General features: G+C 65.7%; 10 protein-coding genes. 3 read left to right on the top strand and 7 right to left on the bottom strand.

The genetic code is table 11. The features are described 5' to 3' along the window. Positions 1-58 precede the first annotated feature (58 nt). The 3 genes from gap to rpoN all read right to left on the bottom strand — a co-directional run bounded on the left by gap (position 59) and on the right by rpoN (position 3,630). Positions 59-1,081 carry a type I glyceraldehyde-3-phosphate dehydrogenase gene (gene gap / locus N687_RS0116075; protein ID WP_029422831.1) on the bottom strand — a complete coding sequence of 341 codons (1,023 nt, stop codon included), beginning with the start codon at positions 1,079-1,081 and terminating at the stop codon, positions 59-61. Then, on the bottom strand, positions 1,078-2,085 hold the full coding sequence (locus tag N687_RS0116070; RefSeq protein ID WP_419670162.1) for a sugar-binding transcriptional regulator: 1,008 nt from the start codon (positions 2,083-2,085) through the stop codon (positions 1,078-1,080). The genes gap and N687_RS0116070 overlap by 4 nt, the downstream gene beginning before the upstream one ends. A 213-nt stretch (positions 2,086-2,298) precedes the next feature. Further along, a complete protein-coding gene (gene rpoN, locus N687_RS0116065; protein ID WP_029422829.1) occupies positions 2,299-3,630 on the bottom strand; it encodes an RNA polymerase factor sigma-54 in 1,332 nt (443 codons plus the stop codon). Between the two features lie 216 nt (positions 3,631-3,846). Between rpoN and N687_RS0116060 the strand changes: the two genes are divergently transcribed. Both N687_RS0116060 and N687_RS22450 read left to right on the top strand, forming a co-directional pair. Further along, entirely contained in the window at positions 3,847-4,650 is an 804-nt protein-coding gene (locus N687_RS0116060; RefSeq protein ID WP_029422828.1) for a pyrroline-5-carboxylate reductase dimerization domain-containing protein, read from the top strand. 203 nt (positions 4,651-4,853) lie between these two features. Beyond that, positions 4,854-6,401 carry an ATP-binding protein gene (locus tag N687_RS22450; protein ID WP_156040188.1) on the top strand — a complete coding sequence of 516 codons (1,548 nt, stop codon included), beginning with the start codon at positions 4,854-4,856 and terminating at the stop codon, positions 6,399-6,401. Here the strand turns inward: N687_RS22450 and N687_RS0116050 are convergent. From N687_RS0116050 to N687_RS21390, 3 genes are read right to left on the bottom strand one after another with little or no spacing between them, the layout of a single operon-like run. Next, positions 6,349-7,251, bottom strand: a complete 903-nt coding sequence (locus tag N687_RS0116050) for a GNAT family N-acetyltransferase (RefSeq protein WP_035462423.1) — start codon at positions 7,249-7,251, stop codon at positions 6,349-6,351. The genes N687_RS22450 and N687_RS0116050 overlap by 53 nt on opposite strands. Before the next feature lie 42 nt (positions 7,252-7,293). Continuing rightward, the gene (gene pepF, locus N687_RS0116045; RefSeq protein ID WP_051663633.1) at positions 7,294-9,150 is read right to left on the bottom strand and encodes an oligoendopeptidase F; all 1,857 of its coding nucleotides are present in this window, start codon (positions 9,148-9,150) and stop codon (positions 7,294-7,296) included. A 43-nt stretch (positions 9,151-9,193) separates the two neighbouring features. Then, positions 9,194-10,984: a pyrimidine-nucleoside phosphorylase gene (locus tag N687_RS21390; RefSeq protein ID WP_035462420.1), complete on the bottom strand. Its 1,791-nt coding sequence runs from the start codon at positions 10,982-10,984 to the stop codon at positions 9,194-9,196. 176 nt (positions 10,985-11,160) lie between these two features. Here N687_RS21390 and N687_RS0116035 point away from each other — a divergent pair, with 176 nt between their 5' ends. Continuing rightward, a complete protein-coding gene (locus tag N687_RS0116035) occupies positions 11,161-12,492 on the top strand; it encodes a polysaccharide biosynthesis C-terminal domain-containing protein (RefSeq protein ID WP_051663348.1) in 1,332 nt (443 codons plus the stop codon). Positions 12,493-13,105: 613 nt separating this feature from the next. On the opposite strand, the gene N687_RS0116030 is transcribed toward N687_RS0116035, so the two are convergent. Next, a complete protein-coding gene (locus N687_RS0116030; RefSeq protein ID WP_029422822.1) occupies positions 13,106-14,629 on the bottom strand; it encodes a fumarate hydratase in 1,524 nt (507 codons plus the stop codon). Between the last annotated feature and the right edge of the window lie 397 nt (positions 14,630-15,026).

The following is a 15,026-nucleotide window of genomic DNA, read 5'->3' as shown; positions in this document are numbered from 1 at the left end:
GCATGGGCGTTTCGCGAAGTGACTCTCAGCACAAACGGAGCGAAACGCCCATGCGGCCTCAGCGGACCGCCGCCGGCAGCTTGCTCGCAATATAGGCCGCGAGATCGACCACGCGGTTGGAGTAGCCCCACTCGTTGTCGTACCAGGCGATGACCTTCACCAGGTTGCCGTCCATCACCATGGTGGACAGGCCGTCGACGATGGCCGAGTGCGGGTCGCCGTTGAAGTCCCGCGATACCAGCGGTTGGTCAGTGAAGGCAAGGATGCCCTTGAGCCCGTCCGCTGCAGCCGCCTGCAGCGCGCCGTTGATCTCCTCCACGGTCGCCGGGCGCTTCAACTCCGCCGTCAGATCGACCACCGACACGTTTGGCGTCGGCACGCGCATCGCCATGCCGTTCAGCTTGCCTTTGAGGTGCGGCAGCACCAGGCCGACCGCCTTCGCGGCGCCCGTCGTCGTGGGGATGATGGACAGCGCGGCGGCGCGAGCCCGGCGCAGGTCCTTGTGCGGCAGATCGAGGATCTGCTGATCGTTCGTATACGAGTGCACGGTGGTCATCAGGCCGCGGACGATCCCGAAGGTGTCATCGAGGACCTTGGCCACTGGCGCCAAGCAGTTGGTCGTGCAGGACGCGTTGGAGATCACGTGATGGCGTTCCGGATCGTACGCCTGCTCGTTGACGCCCATAACGATGGTGATGTCCTCATTTTTCGCCGGGGCCGAGATGATGACCTTCTTCGCGCCGCCGTGGGTGATGTGCACCTGAGCCTTCTCCTTGTCGGTGAAGCGCCCGGTCGACTCTACCACCAGCTCGACCCCGAGCTTGGCCCACGGCAGATTGGCCGGGTCGCGCTCGGCCAGCACCTGGATACGGCGGCCGTCGACGATGAGCGCCCCCTCCTCCGCCCGGACCTCGGCGCCGAGGCGGCCGTGCACCGAGTCGTACTCCAGCAACATCGCCAGCGTCCCCGCGTCCGTCAGGTCGTTGACCGCCACGATCTCCACCTCCGGGCGCTTGAGCGCCGCCCGGAACACATTGCGGCCGATGCGCCCGAAACCGTTGATCCCCACACGGATTGTCATGATTCGTCCCCTCCTGTATGATGTTGCACACCATCCGCCAGGATGGCGGTCGCAGCTCCTTCGTCTGTCACCAACACGTCCATCCGGTAGGCTTTGGCGGCGGCGGCGATGGCCTTGGCCTTCGAGGCGCCGCCCGCCACCGCGATGACGAGGCGCAGTTGGGCGAGATCCTCCAACCGCAGCCCGACGGTCGTCATGGCGTGGACCGGTTCGCCTTGCGCGTCGAAAAAGTACCCAAACGCCTCGGCGACCGCCCCCCGCGCCCGGAGGACCGCCAATTCTTCGGGCGCCAGCTGCCGCCGCCGGGCCATCGTCAGGGCATCCCCGATGCCGTGGACGACGACGGTGGCCTCACGCACCTCCTGCAGCCGCTCCTGCACCAGCGGTTCACTGGTCAAGTGCTCCAAGGTCTCCGGGCTCAACTGATCCGGGACGTGCAGCATGATGGAGGTGCCGCCAAGGCGCTCTGCCAGGCGCGCCGCAATGGTGTTCGCCTGGATGTCGACATTCTCCCCGAGTCCGCCGCGCGCGGGGACGACCCGGATCCGCAGCCGCGGGCCCTTGGCCGGCATCATCTCGGCGACCGCCGACATCGTCGTGCCACCGGTCACCGCCAGGACGTCCCCCTCGGTCAAGGTCTCGCGCAGGTACAGTGCGGTCTGCAAGCCGAGCGTGTCCTTCACCCAGGTCTCCTCGTCCGAATCGCCCTGCACCACCGTCACGTGCGGGATGCCGAGCGCGCGCGACAGGCGCTGGGCGAGTTCTCCCCTGCCCTCGACTGCCGCCAGCACCCCTTCCAATTGGTCAAGAAGAGCGTACCCCTGTTCAGACAGCGACATGCCTGCCGGGTTGAACACCAACAGCCCCTGGCGGCGCAGGAATTCGACCTCCGCGCGCAGCACCCGTTCCGTGATCCCCATCGCCGCCGCCAGCGCCCGCCGGCCCACCGGTTGCAGCAGGCGAATGCGGTGCAGGATTTGGACCCGAGCCTGCAAGGTCTCCATCAACTCCGGTACGATGCGCCGGACGGCAGACAGCTCCAAGACATCCACGCCTGTCGACCTCCGGGACCTTTTTGGTCCCTGCGTTCTAAAAAACGTCCCACATGGAAGAAAAGAAACCGCGCCCGAGGAGCGCTCGTTCTTGACTCCATTGTATGCCAAGGCGCGGTCAAACGCAAATCGAAACGTCCGCCTGCAGAGCCCAGGTGCAACGCGTCATTCGGCGAACCGCCGCCGCCGCCACGACGGCGGAATCTGCATCTCCTCACGGTACTTGGCGACGGTCCGCCGGGAGATATACATCCCTTCGTCCTGCAAACGGCGAGCGAGCGCTTCGTCGGAGAGCGGACGCTGCGGGTCTTCCGTGTCGATGAGGCGCCGGATGGCGAACTTCACGGCGCCGGCTGAGGTCGATCCGCCGGCCGCCGCCACCTCGGCGGTGAAAAAGTACTTCATCTCGAACAGCCCGCGCGGCGTCAGCATGTACTTTCCGCGCGTCGCCCGGCTGATGGTCGACTCGTGCAATCCCAGGGCTTCGCCCACCTGGCGAAGTGTCAGCGGTCTCAGCGCGGCGACACCGTGATCGAAAAAGGCGCGCTGATATTCGACAATCGCTTCGCCCACCCGGTACAGCGTCACGCGGCGCTGCTCGAGGCAGCGCGCGAACCACTGCACGGCGTGCAGTTTCTTGACCAGGTACTGGCGGGTCTCCTCGTCCTCCGCCCGCGCCAGCATGCGATGGTAGTGCGGACTGATGCGCAGGGAGGGTTCGGCGTGGTCGTTGTGCAGGACGATGTACCGGGACCCGTCGCGGCGCACCAGGAGATCGGGCACGACATACTCGGGGCGGCCTGCCTTGTAGGCGTATCCCGGGCGCGGGTTGAGGCGGCGCAGTTCGTCGACGGCGGCCTGCACCTCTGCGGGTGAGGTGTGCAGTTGCTTGGCAATCGCGGCCAACTTGCCCGCCGCCACGGCCTCCAGGTGGTGGTCGATCAGGATCCGCACCATCTCCCGCCGTCCAGCCGGCACCCGATCCAACTGCAGACGCAGGCACTCGCGCAGGTGGCGGGCCCCGATGCCGGGCGGATCGCACGACTGCAACAGCGCCAGCGCCTCGTCAAATACCTCACGGGGGACACCCAAAACTTCGCACAAGGCATCCTCGGGCTCCCGGAGGTATCCGCTTTCATCGAGGCAACCCGCGAGATACTCGGCGCAGCGCAGGATGTGCCGCGGCGCAGGCATCAGCCGCAGCTGCCGCACGAGCGCTTGGCTCAGGGTGTCCTCGGCGGCCACCACCTGCTCGAACGGAACCCCCGCCGCATCCCTGCGCACGCCGCCCGCGCCTGGCGCCGTGCGCCACCAGGGCTCCTGCCACAGCGCGGGCGGGGGTTCCACCTCCGCCAGCGGGTTGCTGTCGGCCAACTCCGCCAATTTCTCGACCAACTCCAGCGCATTGCACTGCAGAAGTTCGATGGCCTGTTTCATCTGCTGGGTCATGACCAAACGCTGCATCTGCTCCTGATACAGCCCGTACCCGAGATTCATCCCGGCCATCTCCCGTCCGTTTTGGTGTTGAAAAGACGATTCGACACGATTGGCACGATTCCTGCTAAAAGCGCTTACCTCATTCCACCATATGCGAGTCACGCAGTGAGCAATTCGCGCCCAGGCGAATACACATAAGTAAGCGGCACCACGGCCCTGGCCCAGCCAGGCGCACCCGCAGCAAGAGCGATCCCAAGGCACATTGGAGGCGAGACCATGCGCATCGGTGTCATCGGAACGGGGACCATCGGCAGCATGTTGGCCCAGGCGTTTGCCGTCAACCCACAGCACGAGATCTGGGTCGTCAACCGGACCCGCGAAAAGGCGGACGCGCTCGCCCGCTCCGCACCGAATATCCGCGTGGCCTCCGGCTTGGCGGATTTGGTGGACCGAAGCCAGCTGGTCTTTCTGTGCACCAAGTCACAGGACGGCCGTCCGTTGATGAACGAGCTCGGCCCGCTCCTCCGCCCGCACCACATGCTGGCGGTCACCATCAGCTCGCTGCCGATCGCCTGGCTCGAGCAGTGCGTCGCCTGCCCGGTGGCAAAAGTGATCCCGAGCGTCGTGCAGTTGGCCCGCAGCGGCGTCATCCTGGTCTGCCATGGGACGCGCGCCTCCGACTCCGACAGAGTGTGGTTGGAATCGGCGCTGTCGGAGATCGCCACCCCTCACGCCGTCCGGGAGGACCAGATCCGTGTGGCCAGCGACCTCACCAGCTGCGGACCGGCATTTCTCGCCGCCCTGCTGCGGCACTGGGCGGAGGCGGCCGAACAGACCGGGACCATGACTCAGGAGGAGGCGGAACGACTCCTTTCGGGGACCCTGGCGGGCGTGACGCAACTGCTCCAGAGCGGGATGACGTTTTCCGACATCATCAACCGCGTCTGTGTCCCGGGCGGTGTCACCGAAGCGGGCTTGGTCTCCATTCGCCAAGAGGCCCCGGCGGTATTCACCCGTCTGCACCAGACCACCCAGCTCTTTTCCCAGGGCAGCATGTTGGTCGTCCACCTGGGGGGATGACGAAGCCCGTCGAGCCATCCCCCAGCAGGTACTCCCCCTGTCCCACCGCCAACGCGTGTCGAATGCTGTCTACTTTTGTGGACAGAGCCCGATCGAGCGTGAATTCGCTTGTTCCCTGACAATAAAGTGAGGATAATAAGATTAACGGCATTCGGTTCGGGATGACTCGCGCGCACAGGCGCGCGTAAGGGTGTGAATGAAGGATGAGCCATCCGTCGTCAAGAGCGCCGGGACAAGCCCTCCTGGGTATGGCCCCGGTTTTTGGCACCCGTCTTCCGGAGCTCGGGGAAGGCCTCTCCGGGCTTCTGGAAAACGGCGATGTGGTCCGGAAGAACCTGAATCTTCTCAAGGCATTCCGCAAACAGACGGCGGCGTTCCAACGGAGGCCGCGGGCGGGCATCGCGGCCATCGCGATTTGCGACCGGGACGCCAAGGTGTTCGATCTCGCCGGCCCCCCGGATACTCTTCAGACCCTGCACGCCAGCGGTCTGGACGTGGGGGCTGACGTATCTGAGCACGAGATGGGGCGAAATCCGCTCGGCACCGCGCTCGCGGAGGGGGAGACCGTGTACATACCAGCCGATCCCTCGGCCCCCTGGGCGGGCTTGGCCGGAGCCGGATCGCCCCTCCGAGGGGATCGCGGGCCATTGGCGGGGGCCTTGGCCGTGATCGCCGACGCGGCCTTCCCCGGATCCGCGCTGTCCTCCCTCGCCGAATCGCTGGCGTCGTCCGTTTATCAGGTCTGGCAATTGGAAGAATCCCGTCAGGACATCCTGCGCGTGTTTCGAAGCCTGGTCAGCCATCTGGACTGTCACGTGCTCGTTTTGGACACCCGCAACCGGATGCTGGAGGAGCGCCACCCGATTCCGGTGACAGAGGAGATCCGGGATGCGATGATCCACATCGCGCAGTTGCCGGATCAGTACGAGCTGGAGGTCTCGCTGGGCGATCGGACGTATGTGGCCAACGTGCGGTCCCTGACCGATCACCGGGGGTATCTGCGCTGCAAACTGGCGATCTTCAAAGACATCACGAACCACAAGAAACTGGAGTCGCGCATCCTGGACGCCGAAAAGTGGTCCGTGCTGACCTCCCTCGCCGCCGGGATCGCTCACGAGATCCGCAACCCGCTGACGACCGCGCGCGGGTTCCTACAGCTGTTCCTGGAGCGGTTGTGTGACGAGACAGACCGGCGCTTCCTGCGCCTGACCATCGACGAGCTGGACCGCATCCAACGGCTGGTCACCGACTTCATGTCACTCGCCAAACCGGGGCAATCGGTGTTCGGGCTGGTCGATCTCGCCGCCGCCCTGAAAGAGGTGGCGGAATTCATCTCCCCGCAGGCGGCGTTGTCGAACGTCACTTTGGAAACGGAACTCGAGGTCAATGACGCCTGGGTCTGGGGAGACGCCAATCAACTCAAGCAGGTGGTCCTCAACGTCTTGCAGAACGCGTTTCAGGCCTGCAAGCCGAAGGACACGGTCAGCTTGCGCCTGCGCGTGCAGGCGGGCCAGGTGACGGTGGAAGTGGCGGACACCGGTTGCGGCATGACCGCCGAGCAAATGGCCCGCCTCTTCCAACCGTATTACACCACCAAAACCACCGGCACCGGACTCGGTTTGACGGTCACCAAGCAGATCATGGAACGGCACGGTGGCAACGTCCACATCAGCAGCCGGCCCGGAGAGGGTACCCTGGTCACCTTGGAGTTGCGCCAGGCGGTGCAATCCCTTCCGAACGCTCCCATGTGACCGGATACACCTGCGCGACGGGCCGCTCCCAGGTGACCCATGCGCCGGCGTCCCGCCCATCGGCGTCCCATGGAGAACCGGACCCTGGCGGGAAGGCGGCCGCCACATCATCCTGGGAACCCGTCACGGACACCGACGCGGCGAACCCGTGCTTGGCGAAGAAACGCTGGGCCCGGGCGTTGTTGCGGGACAGCCGGACCGACGCCGCCTCGCCCAGGTTCGCCAATCGCACGAACTCCAGCAGCTTCTCCAGGGCTTGTCCGCCCACCCCACGCCGCCGCCAGGCAGGCAGGACGTAGATCCCCCGGATCTCCGCCCCGCGCGATCCCGCGCGGACCGCGCACATCCCTGCGAGTTCCTCGGCACCGCCCCCGAGGGCGGCGAGGATGAAAAACGCGTGCACACCCTCCGCCCTCCAGGACGTTGCGGACCATCCCAAGGGCGCCCCGTCCGGTCCGGCCGGAGGGCGCCGTCCCTCGAGGGCCCAGACCTCCTCTGCGAAATCGTCCAGCAAGGTTTGAAGCGGTCCGTCCTGCTCCGGGCTGACGCGATCCAGCCGCACCGAAGCCGGACCCCGGCCCGGTGCGGCGACGACGCGCTGGCCGGGAGACGCGGCCGCGGACGGGCGCGGACGGACGCGCGCCCGCTCCCGCCGCCGGATGCTCGCCTGCCGGCCGATCTCGTCGAAAAACCAAAAGAGGCAGAATACCCCGCCGTACGCCATCGCCACCTCGTCCCAGAGCGGCGCTGCACGACCGTGCGCGCGCCGCCAGCCCCAGATGGCGAAGGAGACGATGGCGATGAAGACGGAGAGCACCAGCACGGCTCTGCGCGCCCTTCTGCCGTCCACAGCCATCCCTCCCCAACCTCGCGCTTTCGCTGTCTGCCAGCGTTACGCCTGGAGCAGCGCCGCGAGGTCGTCGACCAATCGCGTGAACAGGCGCAGGGTCTCCCGCACCGGCTCCGGCGACTCCATATCGACTCCCGCCCGGCGCAGGAGAGGAATCGGGTAATCGGACGCTCCGCCTTTCAGGAAGGACAGATACGCCTCCACCGCCGGCTCCCCTTCCCGCAGGATCTTCTGCGACAGCGCGGTCGCCGCCGAAATGCCGGTGGCGTACTTGTACACGTAGAACGCGTTGTAGAAGTGCGGAATGCGCGCCCACTCCATCTCAATCGGGCGATCGACCGTGCACTCCGCCGAAAAATAATCGCTCACCAGTTGGTAATAGGTCTCGCACAGCCACTCCGGCGTCAGCGCTCCGCCCTCCTGGGCGTGGCGGTGCACCAGCTTCTCGAACTCCGCGAACATCGTCTGGCGGAACAAGGTCCCGCGCAGGGTCTCCAGGTGGTGGTTGATGAGGTATGCCCGCATCTTCGGATCGTCCGTCGTCTCGAGCAGGTGATGCGTCAGCAGCGCCTCGTTACAGGTCGAAGCCACCTCGGCCACGAAGATGGTGTAGTTGGCGTACACGAACGGCTGCGCGTTCATGGAGTAGTAGTAGTGCATCGCGTGACCCAATTCGTGCGCCAGCGTGAACATGTCGTTGAGCGTGTCCTGGTGGTTGAGCAGGATATACGGGTGCACCCCGTAGGTCGCCCAGGAGTACGCGCCGCTCGTCTTGCCGCGCGTCTCAAACACGTCCACCCACCCGGACGCAAGCCCTTCCGCGGCGACACGCTGGTACGCCTCGCCGAGCGGGCGGATGGCCTCCTTGACCGTCTCCACGGCCTTGTCGTACGGGATCTTGACATCCAAATCCGGCACGAGCGGTGTGTACAGGTCGTACATGTGCAACTCGTCAAGCCCCAGCACCCGTTTGCGCAGCGCCAGGTACTTGTGCAACGCCGGCAGGGACTCGCGCACGGCTGCGATCAGGTTGTCGTAGACCGAGACCGGAACGTCGTCCTCGTCGAGGGCCGCCTCGAGCGCCCCCGGGTAACGGCGCACCTGCGCGTAGAACAGGTCCTTTTTCACACTCGCAGAGTAGATGGCGGCCAGCGTGTTGCGGCTCTTCCGGTATGTCTCCAGCACGCCCTCGAAGGCCTCCCGGCGCACCCGCCGGTCGCGGCTCTGCAACATCTGCATGTAACGCCCGTGCGTGAGTTGGACCGGTTTGCCCGATTCGTCCTCGATCACGGGGAACTGGATGTCCGCGTCGTTGAACATGCTGAAGATGTGGCTCGGCGCGCTCGCCATCTCTCCCGTGCCGGCCAGCAGTTGCTCCTGCTCCGCCGAGAGGACATGCGGCTTCTGACGGATCAGTTGCTCCAGGTAGAACCGGTACAGCGCGAGGCCCGGTTCCTCCTCCAGGTACGCGCGCAGGGTCTCCTCCGGCGCGGCCAGGATCTCCGGCACGACGAACGCCTTCTCGCTGTCCACCTGCACCGCGATGGACGTCGCCCGATCCGTCAACGCCTGGTACTTCGGATTGGCGTTGTCCTCGTCCCGCCGCATCTTCGCGTACACGTACAGCCGGGACAGCCGCTCGTTGACCTGGTCCTGCAGCTTTAGCCCCTCGAGCAGGGCCGACGCCGACGCCGTCAGCCGCCCCTTCAGCGCCGCGAGTTTCCGGACGTCCTCGAGGACCTGTTTCGCGTCCTCCTCCCAACGGGCGTCATCCGGGTAGATGTCTTCTAGCCGCCACTTGTACCGATCTTCCACCTCGCTGCGCAGCGGCAACTGCTGCGCCCCGCTGCTCGCTCCTCCGGCTTCTCCGTCCGCCTCTCTGCGGATGTCCTGAACCATTCCGAGAATCACTGGATCCCTCACGCCACACCCTCCATTCGCCTCATCGACCGCCCGCCAACTGCGCGGGCCCAAATGCATGCGGCAGGAGTTCCCCAACCGTCGTCCGCCGGACGGCGCCGTCCGTGTTCGCCAGCCACACCGGCGTCTCGGGGCTGCAGAACTCCGCCAGCACCTGCCGGCACGCGCCGCAGGGCGCGACCGGATCGGGGCTGTTTGCAATCACCGCCACGGCCACCACCCGGATGCCCGCGGCCCGGGCCGGCGAGGCGGCCCATTGAAACAAGGCCGTGCGCTCCGCACAGTTCGTGAGCCCGTACGACGCATTCTCCACGTTTGCGCCGGTGATCACCGTTCCGTCGGACAATCGCAGCGCCGCCCCCACGGGAAACCGGGAGTAAGGCACGTACGCCTGCTGCAGGGCCCCCCTTGCCGCGGCCAGCAGGGCCTCGTCGGGGTCGATCGCCGTGCCGGGAGCGGAATCCTCTGGCGACCCCTGGCCGCCCGCGGGATCGCCCGGCGAAACGTCGGCCCGGATGATCTCCAGCACCAGCGGGGGCGTGAACGGATCGCCCGCCGCCAGGGTGATGCACCCGCGAAGCGCGCGCGCCGCCTCTTCCGCCGCCTCCTCGCTTGCGGCGTGGATCTCCGCCAGCACCTCGCCTTGGACCACCGGATCGCCCACCTTGCGGTGCAGCACAATGCCGACGGCGGGGTCGATGGCATCCCCGTGTTTCGCCCGGCCGGCGCCCAGGCGCATGGCGACGAGCCCGATCTCCTCCGCCTGCATCCCGCTCACGACGCCGTCCGCCCACGCGTGCAACGGACGGACGACGGGCGCCTTCGGCAGGAGCGAGAGATCGTCCGCGACCCGATCGTCACCGCCCTGCGCCCGGACGAACTCCTTCCACTTTGCGACAGCCCTGCCGTCCGCCAAGGCCTGCTCCAACATCGCGCGGGCTGCGGCCGCTTCCTTCGCCTTGCCCGCGAGGAGGACCATCTCCGCGCCGAGGGTCAGGCAAAGTTCCGTCAGGTCCGGCGGTCCCTGCCCGCGCAGCGTGAGCACGGCCTCGCGGACCTCGAGCGCGTTGCCGATGGCGCGCCCGAGCGGTTCGTCCATGTTGGTCAGCACGGCGACGGTCCGGCGCCCGGCCAGCTGGCCGATGGATACCATCGCCCGCGCCAGCCGCCGCGCCTGATCCAGGTCTTTCATGAACGCGCCCGCGCCCACCTTGACGTCGAGGACGATCGCATCGGCGCCGCTCGCAATCTTCTTGCTCATGATGGAGCTGGCGATGAGCGGGATGGATTCCACCGTGTCCGTGACGTCGCGCAGGGCGTACAGCTTCTTGTCCGCCGGCGCCAACTCCGCCGTCTGGGCGGCGACCGCCACGCCGACGCGGCGCACCTGGTCCAGGAACGCGTCCATCGACAGCTCGCAGGAGAATCCCGGGATGGACTCCAGCTTGTCGATGGTGCCGCCCGTGTGCCCCAGCCCGCGGCCCGACATCTTGGCCACCGGCACCCCGACGGACGCCACCAGCGGCGCCAGCACCAGGGTGGTGGTGTCCCCCACGCCGCCGGTACTGTGTTTATCCACCTTGACGCCCGGAATGGACGAGAGATCGAGCACATGACCCGATTTGGCCATCGCCAGGGTGAGGTCCTTCGTCTCCTCGTCTGTCATCCCGCGCCAGACGACCGCCATGGCGAACGCGCTCACCTGGTAATCCGGCACCTCTCCCCGGACGTACGCGTCGACCATCCACTCGATCTCGCTGCGTGTCAACGCCTGCCCGGTGCGTTTTTTGTGAATGAGGTCGTACATCCGCATCGGCAACACCCTCACCGCAGTGCACGCGTTTTCCCGGATCATACCACAGTCGGCAGACGGATGCCTATTTCGCCAACCTTGCCGAGCCTGCGCACCCGTGGTACTTTCAGAACGTCGGCGCCTCCGGCGCGGCGGCCCAGGCCAGGGCCGGGAGGCACAGAGAAGGAGGGACGGGCGTGAGCACCTCACGCACCACCTTGTTCACCATGATCTACAAGGGTGTCCTGTCGGGGCTCGGCTTTTTGAGCAGCGCTGCTCTGGCATGGGCGCTCTCCAAACCGGATCGCGTCGAATTCCAGTTCGCCGGCACCATCGCCCAGACGGGGATGACGTTTGTCGGCGGGTTCACCAATTACTACGCGTACGCGCTGCCCAAGCACCCGGAGGATGCCCGGGGCGTGGTACAGACAGGGAATCTGTTCGTGGGCCTCGCGAGCATCGTCGTCCTTCTCGTAGCGGGCGCCAGCTTCGCTGCGGGAGGGTTCGGGGGCGGCGCGGATCGACCGTGGCGGTGGGCGCTGATGTGCATGCCGCTCACCTTCATCTTCGGGTACGGGTCCCGTCTGCTCCAAGCCGCTGACGAGATCGCCTGGTTGAACCGGGTGAACACCTTGCAGCCGCTGATCTTCCTGCTGTTCGTCGGCGGGTTGTTCGCGTTGCCCTACGCCGATCGAGACGCCGCCCGGCTTACGGGGGCATATGCCGCCTGGATTGCCAGTTTCGCATTGGCGGCCTTCCTGACCATGGTCGTCACCTACCGGCGCCTCGGCGTGCCAGGCGGATGGGCCTGGCGGCTGCATCCCCGGCATTGGCGGGGCACCTGGCAATACGGCGGTTGGTCGTCCATCGCTCAGGGCGTCAACATCCTCAACTACCGCATGGACTTCTGGATGGTATACCACTTCCTGCCTGCCGCCGAGGCGTCCGTGTATGGCATCGCCGTCGTCGCCTCGGAGGTGCTCCTCAACATCTCCGGCTCCATCCAGTCGGTGATGTTCCGGCGGATGACGGGCACGGACCAACAGGACGCCATCGCGGCGACGGAGCTGTCTTGCCGGCACACGCTGCTCTCGTCGGCCCTGGTCGCGATCGCGATGTTCGTGACCTTCCCGTGGCTCATCCTGTTCGCCTATCCCGGGTACGGGGCGGCGATCCTGCCGTTTTTCATCCTGCTGCCCGGGCTCGTGGTCAAGGCGGCGAGTAACATCGTGATCCAATACGCGACCAACGCCCTGGGCCAACCGAAGACATCCATCTGGATGAACGGCGTGTCGGCGTTGGTCAATGCCGCCGCCTGCCTGATCCTGCTGCCCACCCTCGGCATGGTGGGCGGCGCCATCGCCTCCACCCTGTCGTACGCGATCTCGTTCGTCATCTATATCGTCTGGTTCGGTCGCGTCGCCGGCGTCCATCCGTCCGGCCTGTACTGCATCCGGCGGACGGACCTGGCGCCTTACTTGCGCATGTGGTCGGCGGTTCGCCGGCGGCTCGGGGGTAACCCGGACTGATGAGGCCCTGCGGCCGTCAGGTGTCTCGGGGTGATGAGGGTCCTGTTGGCCGTCAGGTGTCTCGGGGTGATGAGGGTCCTGTTGGCCGTCGAGTATCCGCCAGTCCCACCTGGTCGGCCCAGTCATTTCCACAAGACGGGAATGGGGCGTCTGCACGGGGCATACGGATCAAATCGTGGCCCGTGTGGGAATGGGGGGTTAATCGGTTGCCAATGGGGGGTGATTGGGGGGTAAATGGGGGCTAAATGGGTTGATAGGGTGCCCACGATGGCCATTGTCAAGGCGGTTGTGAACGAATTGTCTTTATCCGACCGGGCTCGCGGATGGATAGCAACGGATTCGTTGTTATGTGGATGGCTCGGGTCACTCATAGCAACGGTTTTCAATTTATCCGCGCCCGGGGAGACCGTCGTTGACCTCGATAAATAAAATTCGCCACCTTATCCGATCATCCTCACCCCGAGATGACATCAAAATGTTGTTTATCACCCTGCTGCCATCCGCCGATAACATCAAATCGTTTATTACCACATCCCGCCGCCGCACCCATCCGACCATACAAAACGCCCGCCCCCCTGCATCCAGGGGACGGGCGCTCGGCGTTGTCCGCAATTTACGCGAACACCGGGTCCTTGAGATCCTCTAGCTTCACGAGCGAGTGATCAGCGACCTCCTTGTGCAAGGAGTTGCCGTGGGCGTCCATGGTGACGATCGCCGGGAACGCCTCCACCTCCAGGTGCCACATGGCCTCCGGGATGCCGAATTGCTCGAGCAGGTCGACCCCGTTGACCTTCTTGATGCACCGGGCGTAGTACTGGGCCGCGCCGCCAATGGCGTTCAGGTACACCGCGCCCGACTTCTGCAGGCCGGCCAAGGTCTTCGCGCCCATGCCGCCCTTGCCGATGACCGCGCGGATACCGAACTTCTCGATGATGTCCGCCTGGTACGGCTCTTCGCGCGAGCTGGTGGTCGGGCCTGCCGCTTTGACCTGCCAGTTGCCCTGCTCGTCCTTGAGCATCACCGGACCGCAGTGGTAGATGATGCCGCCCCGCAGGTCCACCGGCGCGTCGTGCTTCATGAGGTACTTGTGGATCTCGTCGCGGCCCGTGTGAATCTCGCCTTCGACGAGCACCACATCGCCCACCTTGAGTGAGCGAATCTGTTCCTCCGAGATGGGGGCGCGCAGGACAATGGCATTCTTGACATCAAATCCGCCCTGCGGGCGCTCCATCGCCTCGGGCTGGTCGCGATACAGCCACTCTTTGATCTCCCCGGTCTCGGCATCGACGACGATGCCGAGGCGCCTGAAGGCCCAGCAATTGTACGCCACCGATACGTAGAAGCTGGCCGGAATGCGGTTCATCACGCCGATCTTGCAGCCGAGCAAGGTGACCTTGCCACCGAAGCCCATCGTCCCGATTTCCAGCTGGTTGGCGGTCTTCAGGATGTACTCCTCCAGCTCCGCCAACACCGGGTTCGAGTTGGTGTCCTCGAGGGGGCGGAACAGCTGCTCCTTGGCCAGCTCGTAGCCGCTCGTGCGATCCCCGCCGATGCCGACCCCGATAAACCCGGCGCTGCAGCCTTGGCCCTGCGCCTGGTAGACCGCGTGCAGGATGCACTTGCGAATGCCGTCGAGATCGCGACCCGCGCGGCCGAGACCCGGCAGGTCGGTGGGCAGGGCGTACTGAATGTTCTTGTTCTCACAGCCGCCGCCTTTGAGGATCAGCTTGATCTCGACGTCGTCCCGCTCCCACTGGTGGAAGTGCACCACCGGAGTGCCGGGGCCCAGGTTATCGCCGGAGTTCTTGCCGGTCAGCGGGTCGACCGAGTTCGGGCGCAGTTTCCCGAGCCGCGTGGCCTCTGCCACGGCCGCGCGGATCTCCTTCTCGAGTTGAATTTGATTGTAGCCGACCGGCGTATGCACGATGAACGTCGGCATGCCCGTGTCCTGGCAGATGGGTTGCACGTCCTCTTCCGCAGAGATAATGTTGTCGATGATGGTATTGAGCGCCAGCGCCGCGCGGGTGCCCACTTCCTCCTGAAGCTGGGCCCGCTTGATGGCCCGGCGGACATCCGGGGGCAGGTTGGTGGAGGTCTCGGTGATCAAGCGGACGAGACTGTCGCGAATCGCGCTCATGTCGGATGCCTCCTTGTTTGCGTTCGCCCCCCATTATATCACCTCTATCTCGGACCGGCGCCTGAAAAGGAAGGGTGAACCGGTCCTCGTTGAAGGGTTGGACCCGCGGCGCAATTGGCGTACAATGCGGGCAGGGGTACATTTGCTCCTCGGAGAGGAGGACCGGCCATGCTGCAAGTGACCGCGGCGGCCAAGCGGTTTCTGCAATCCGTGCTGTCGCAGGAACCGGGATCGCTGATCCGCATCCACATCGCTCCTGGGTGAGGCGGACCCCGGTATTTCGCGGCTCTGGATGAGTCCGCTTCAGCGCACGACACGCGGATCGACGTGGAAGGCATCCCGTTCGTGTACCAGTCGAATGTCGCATATTTAATGGAAGACCTCGTGCTGGACTGCG

The organism is Alicyclobacillus macrosporangiidus CPP55, assembly GCF_000702485.1.
In the GTDB taxonomy this organism is placed as follows: Bacteria; Bacillota; Bacilli; order Alicyclobacillales; family Alicyclobacillaceae; genus Alicyclobacillus_H; species Alicyclobacillus_H macrosporangiidus_B.
Note: the sequence above shows the minus strand (reverse complement) of the source record. Positions and strands in the feature narration are given on the sequence as shown.

Excerpts from the sequence above, each read along its gene's own strand:
- rpoN (WP_029422829.1), bottom strand. The coding sequence starts at position 3,630 with ATGAATCTCGGGTACGGGCTGTATCAGGAGCAGATGCAGCGTTTGGTC.
- pepF (WP_051663633.1), bottom strand. The coding sequence starts at position 9,150 with ATGGTTCAGGACATCCGCAGAGAGGCGGACGGAGAAGCCGGAGGAGCG.
- N687_RS21390 (WP_035462420.1), bottom strand. The coding sequence starts at position 10,984 with ATGCGGATGTACGACCTCATTCACAAAAAACGCACCGGGCAGGCGTTG.
- N687_RS0116060 (WP_029422828.1), top strand. The coding sequence starts at position 3,847 with ATGCGCATCGGTGTCATCGGAACGGGGACCATCGGCAGCATGTTGGCC.
- N687_RS22450 (WP_156040188.1), top strand. The coding sequence starts at position 4,854 with ATGAGCCATCCGTCGTCAAGAGCGCCGGGACAAGCCCTCCTGGGTATG.
- gap (WP_029422831.1), bottom strand. The coding sequence starts at position 1,081 with ATGACAATCCGTGTGGGGATCAACGGTTTCGGGCGCATCGGCCGCAAT.
- N687_RS0116070 (WP_419670162.1), bottom strand. The coding sequence starts at position 2,085 with ATGGAGACCTTGCAGGCTCGGGTCCAAATCCTGCACCGCATTCGCCTG.
- N687_RS0116030 (WP_029422822.1), bottom strand. The coding sequence starts at position 14,629 with ATGAGCGCGATTCGCGACAGTCTCGTCCGCTTGATCACCGAGACCTCC.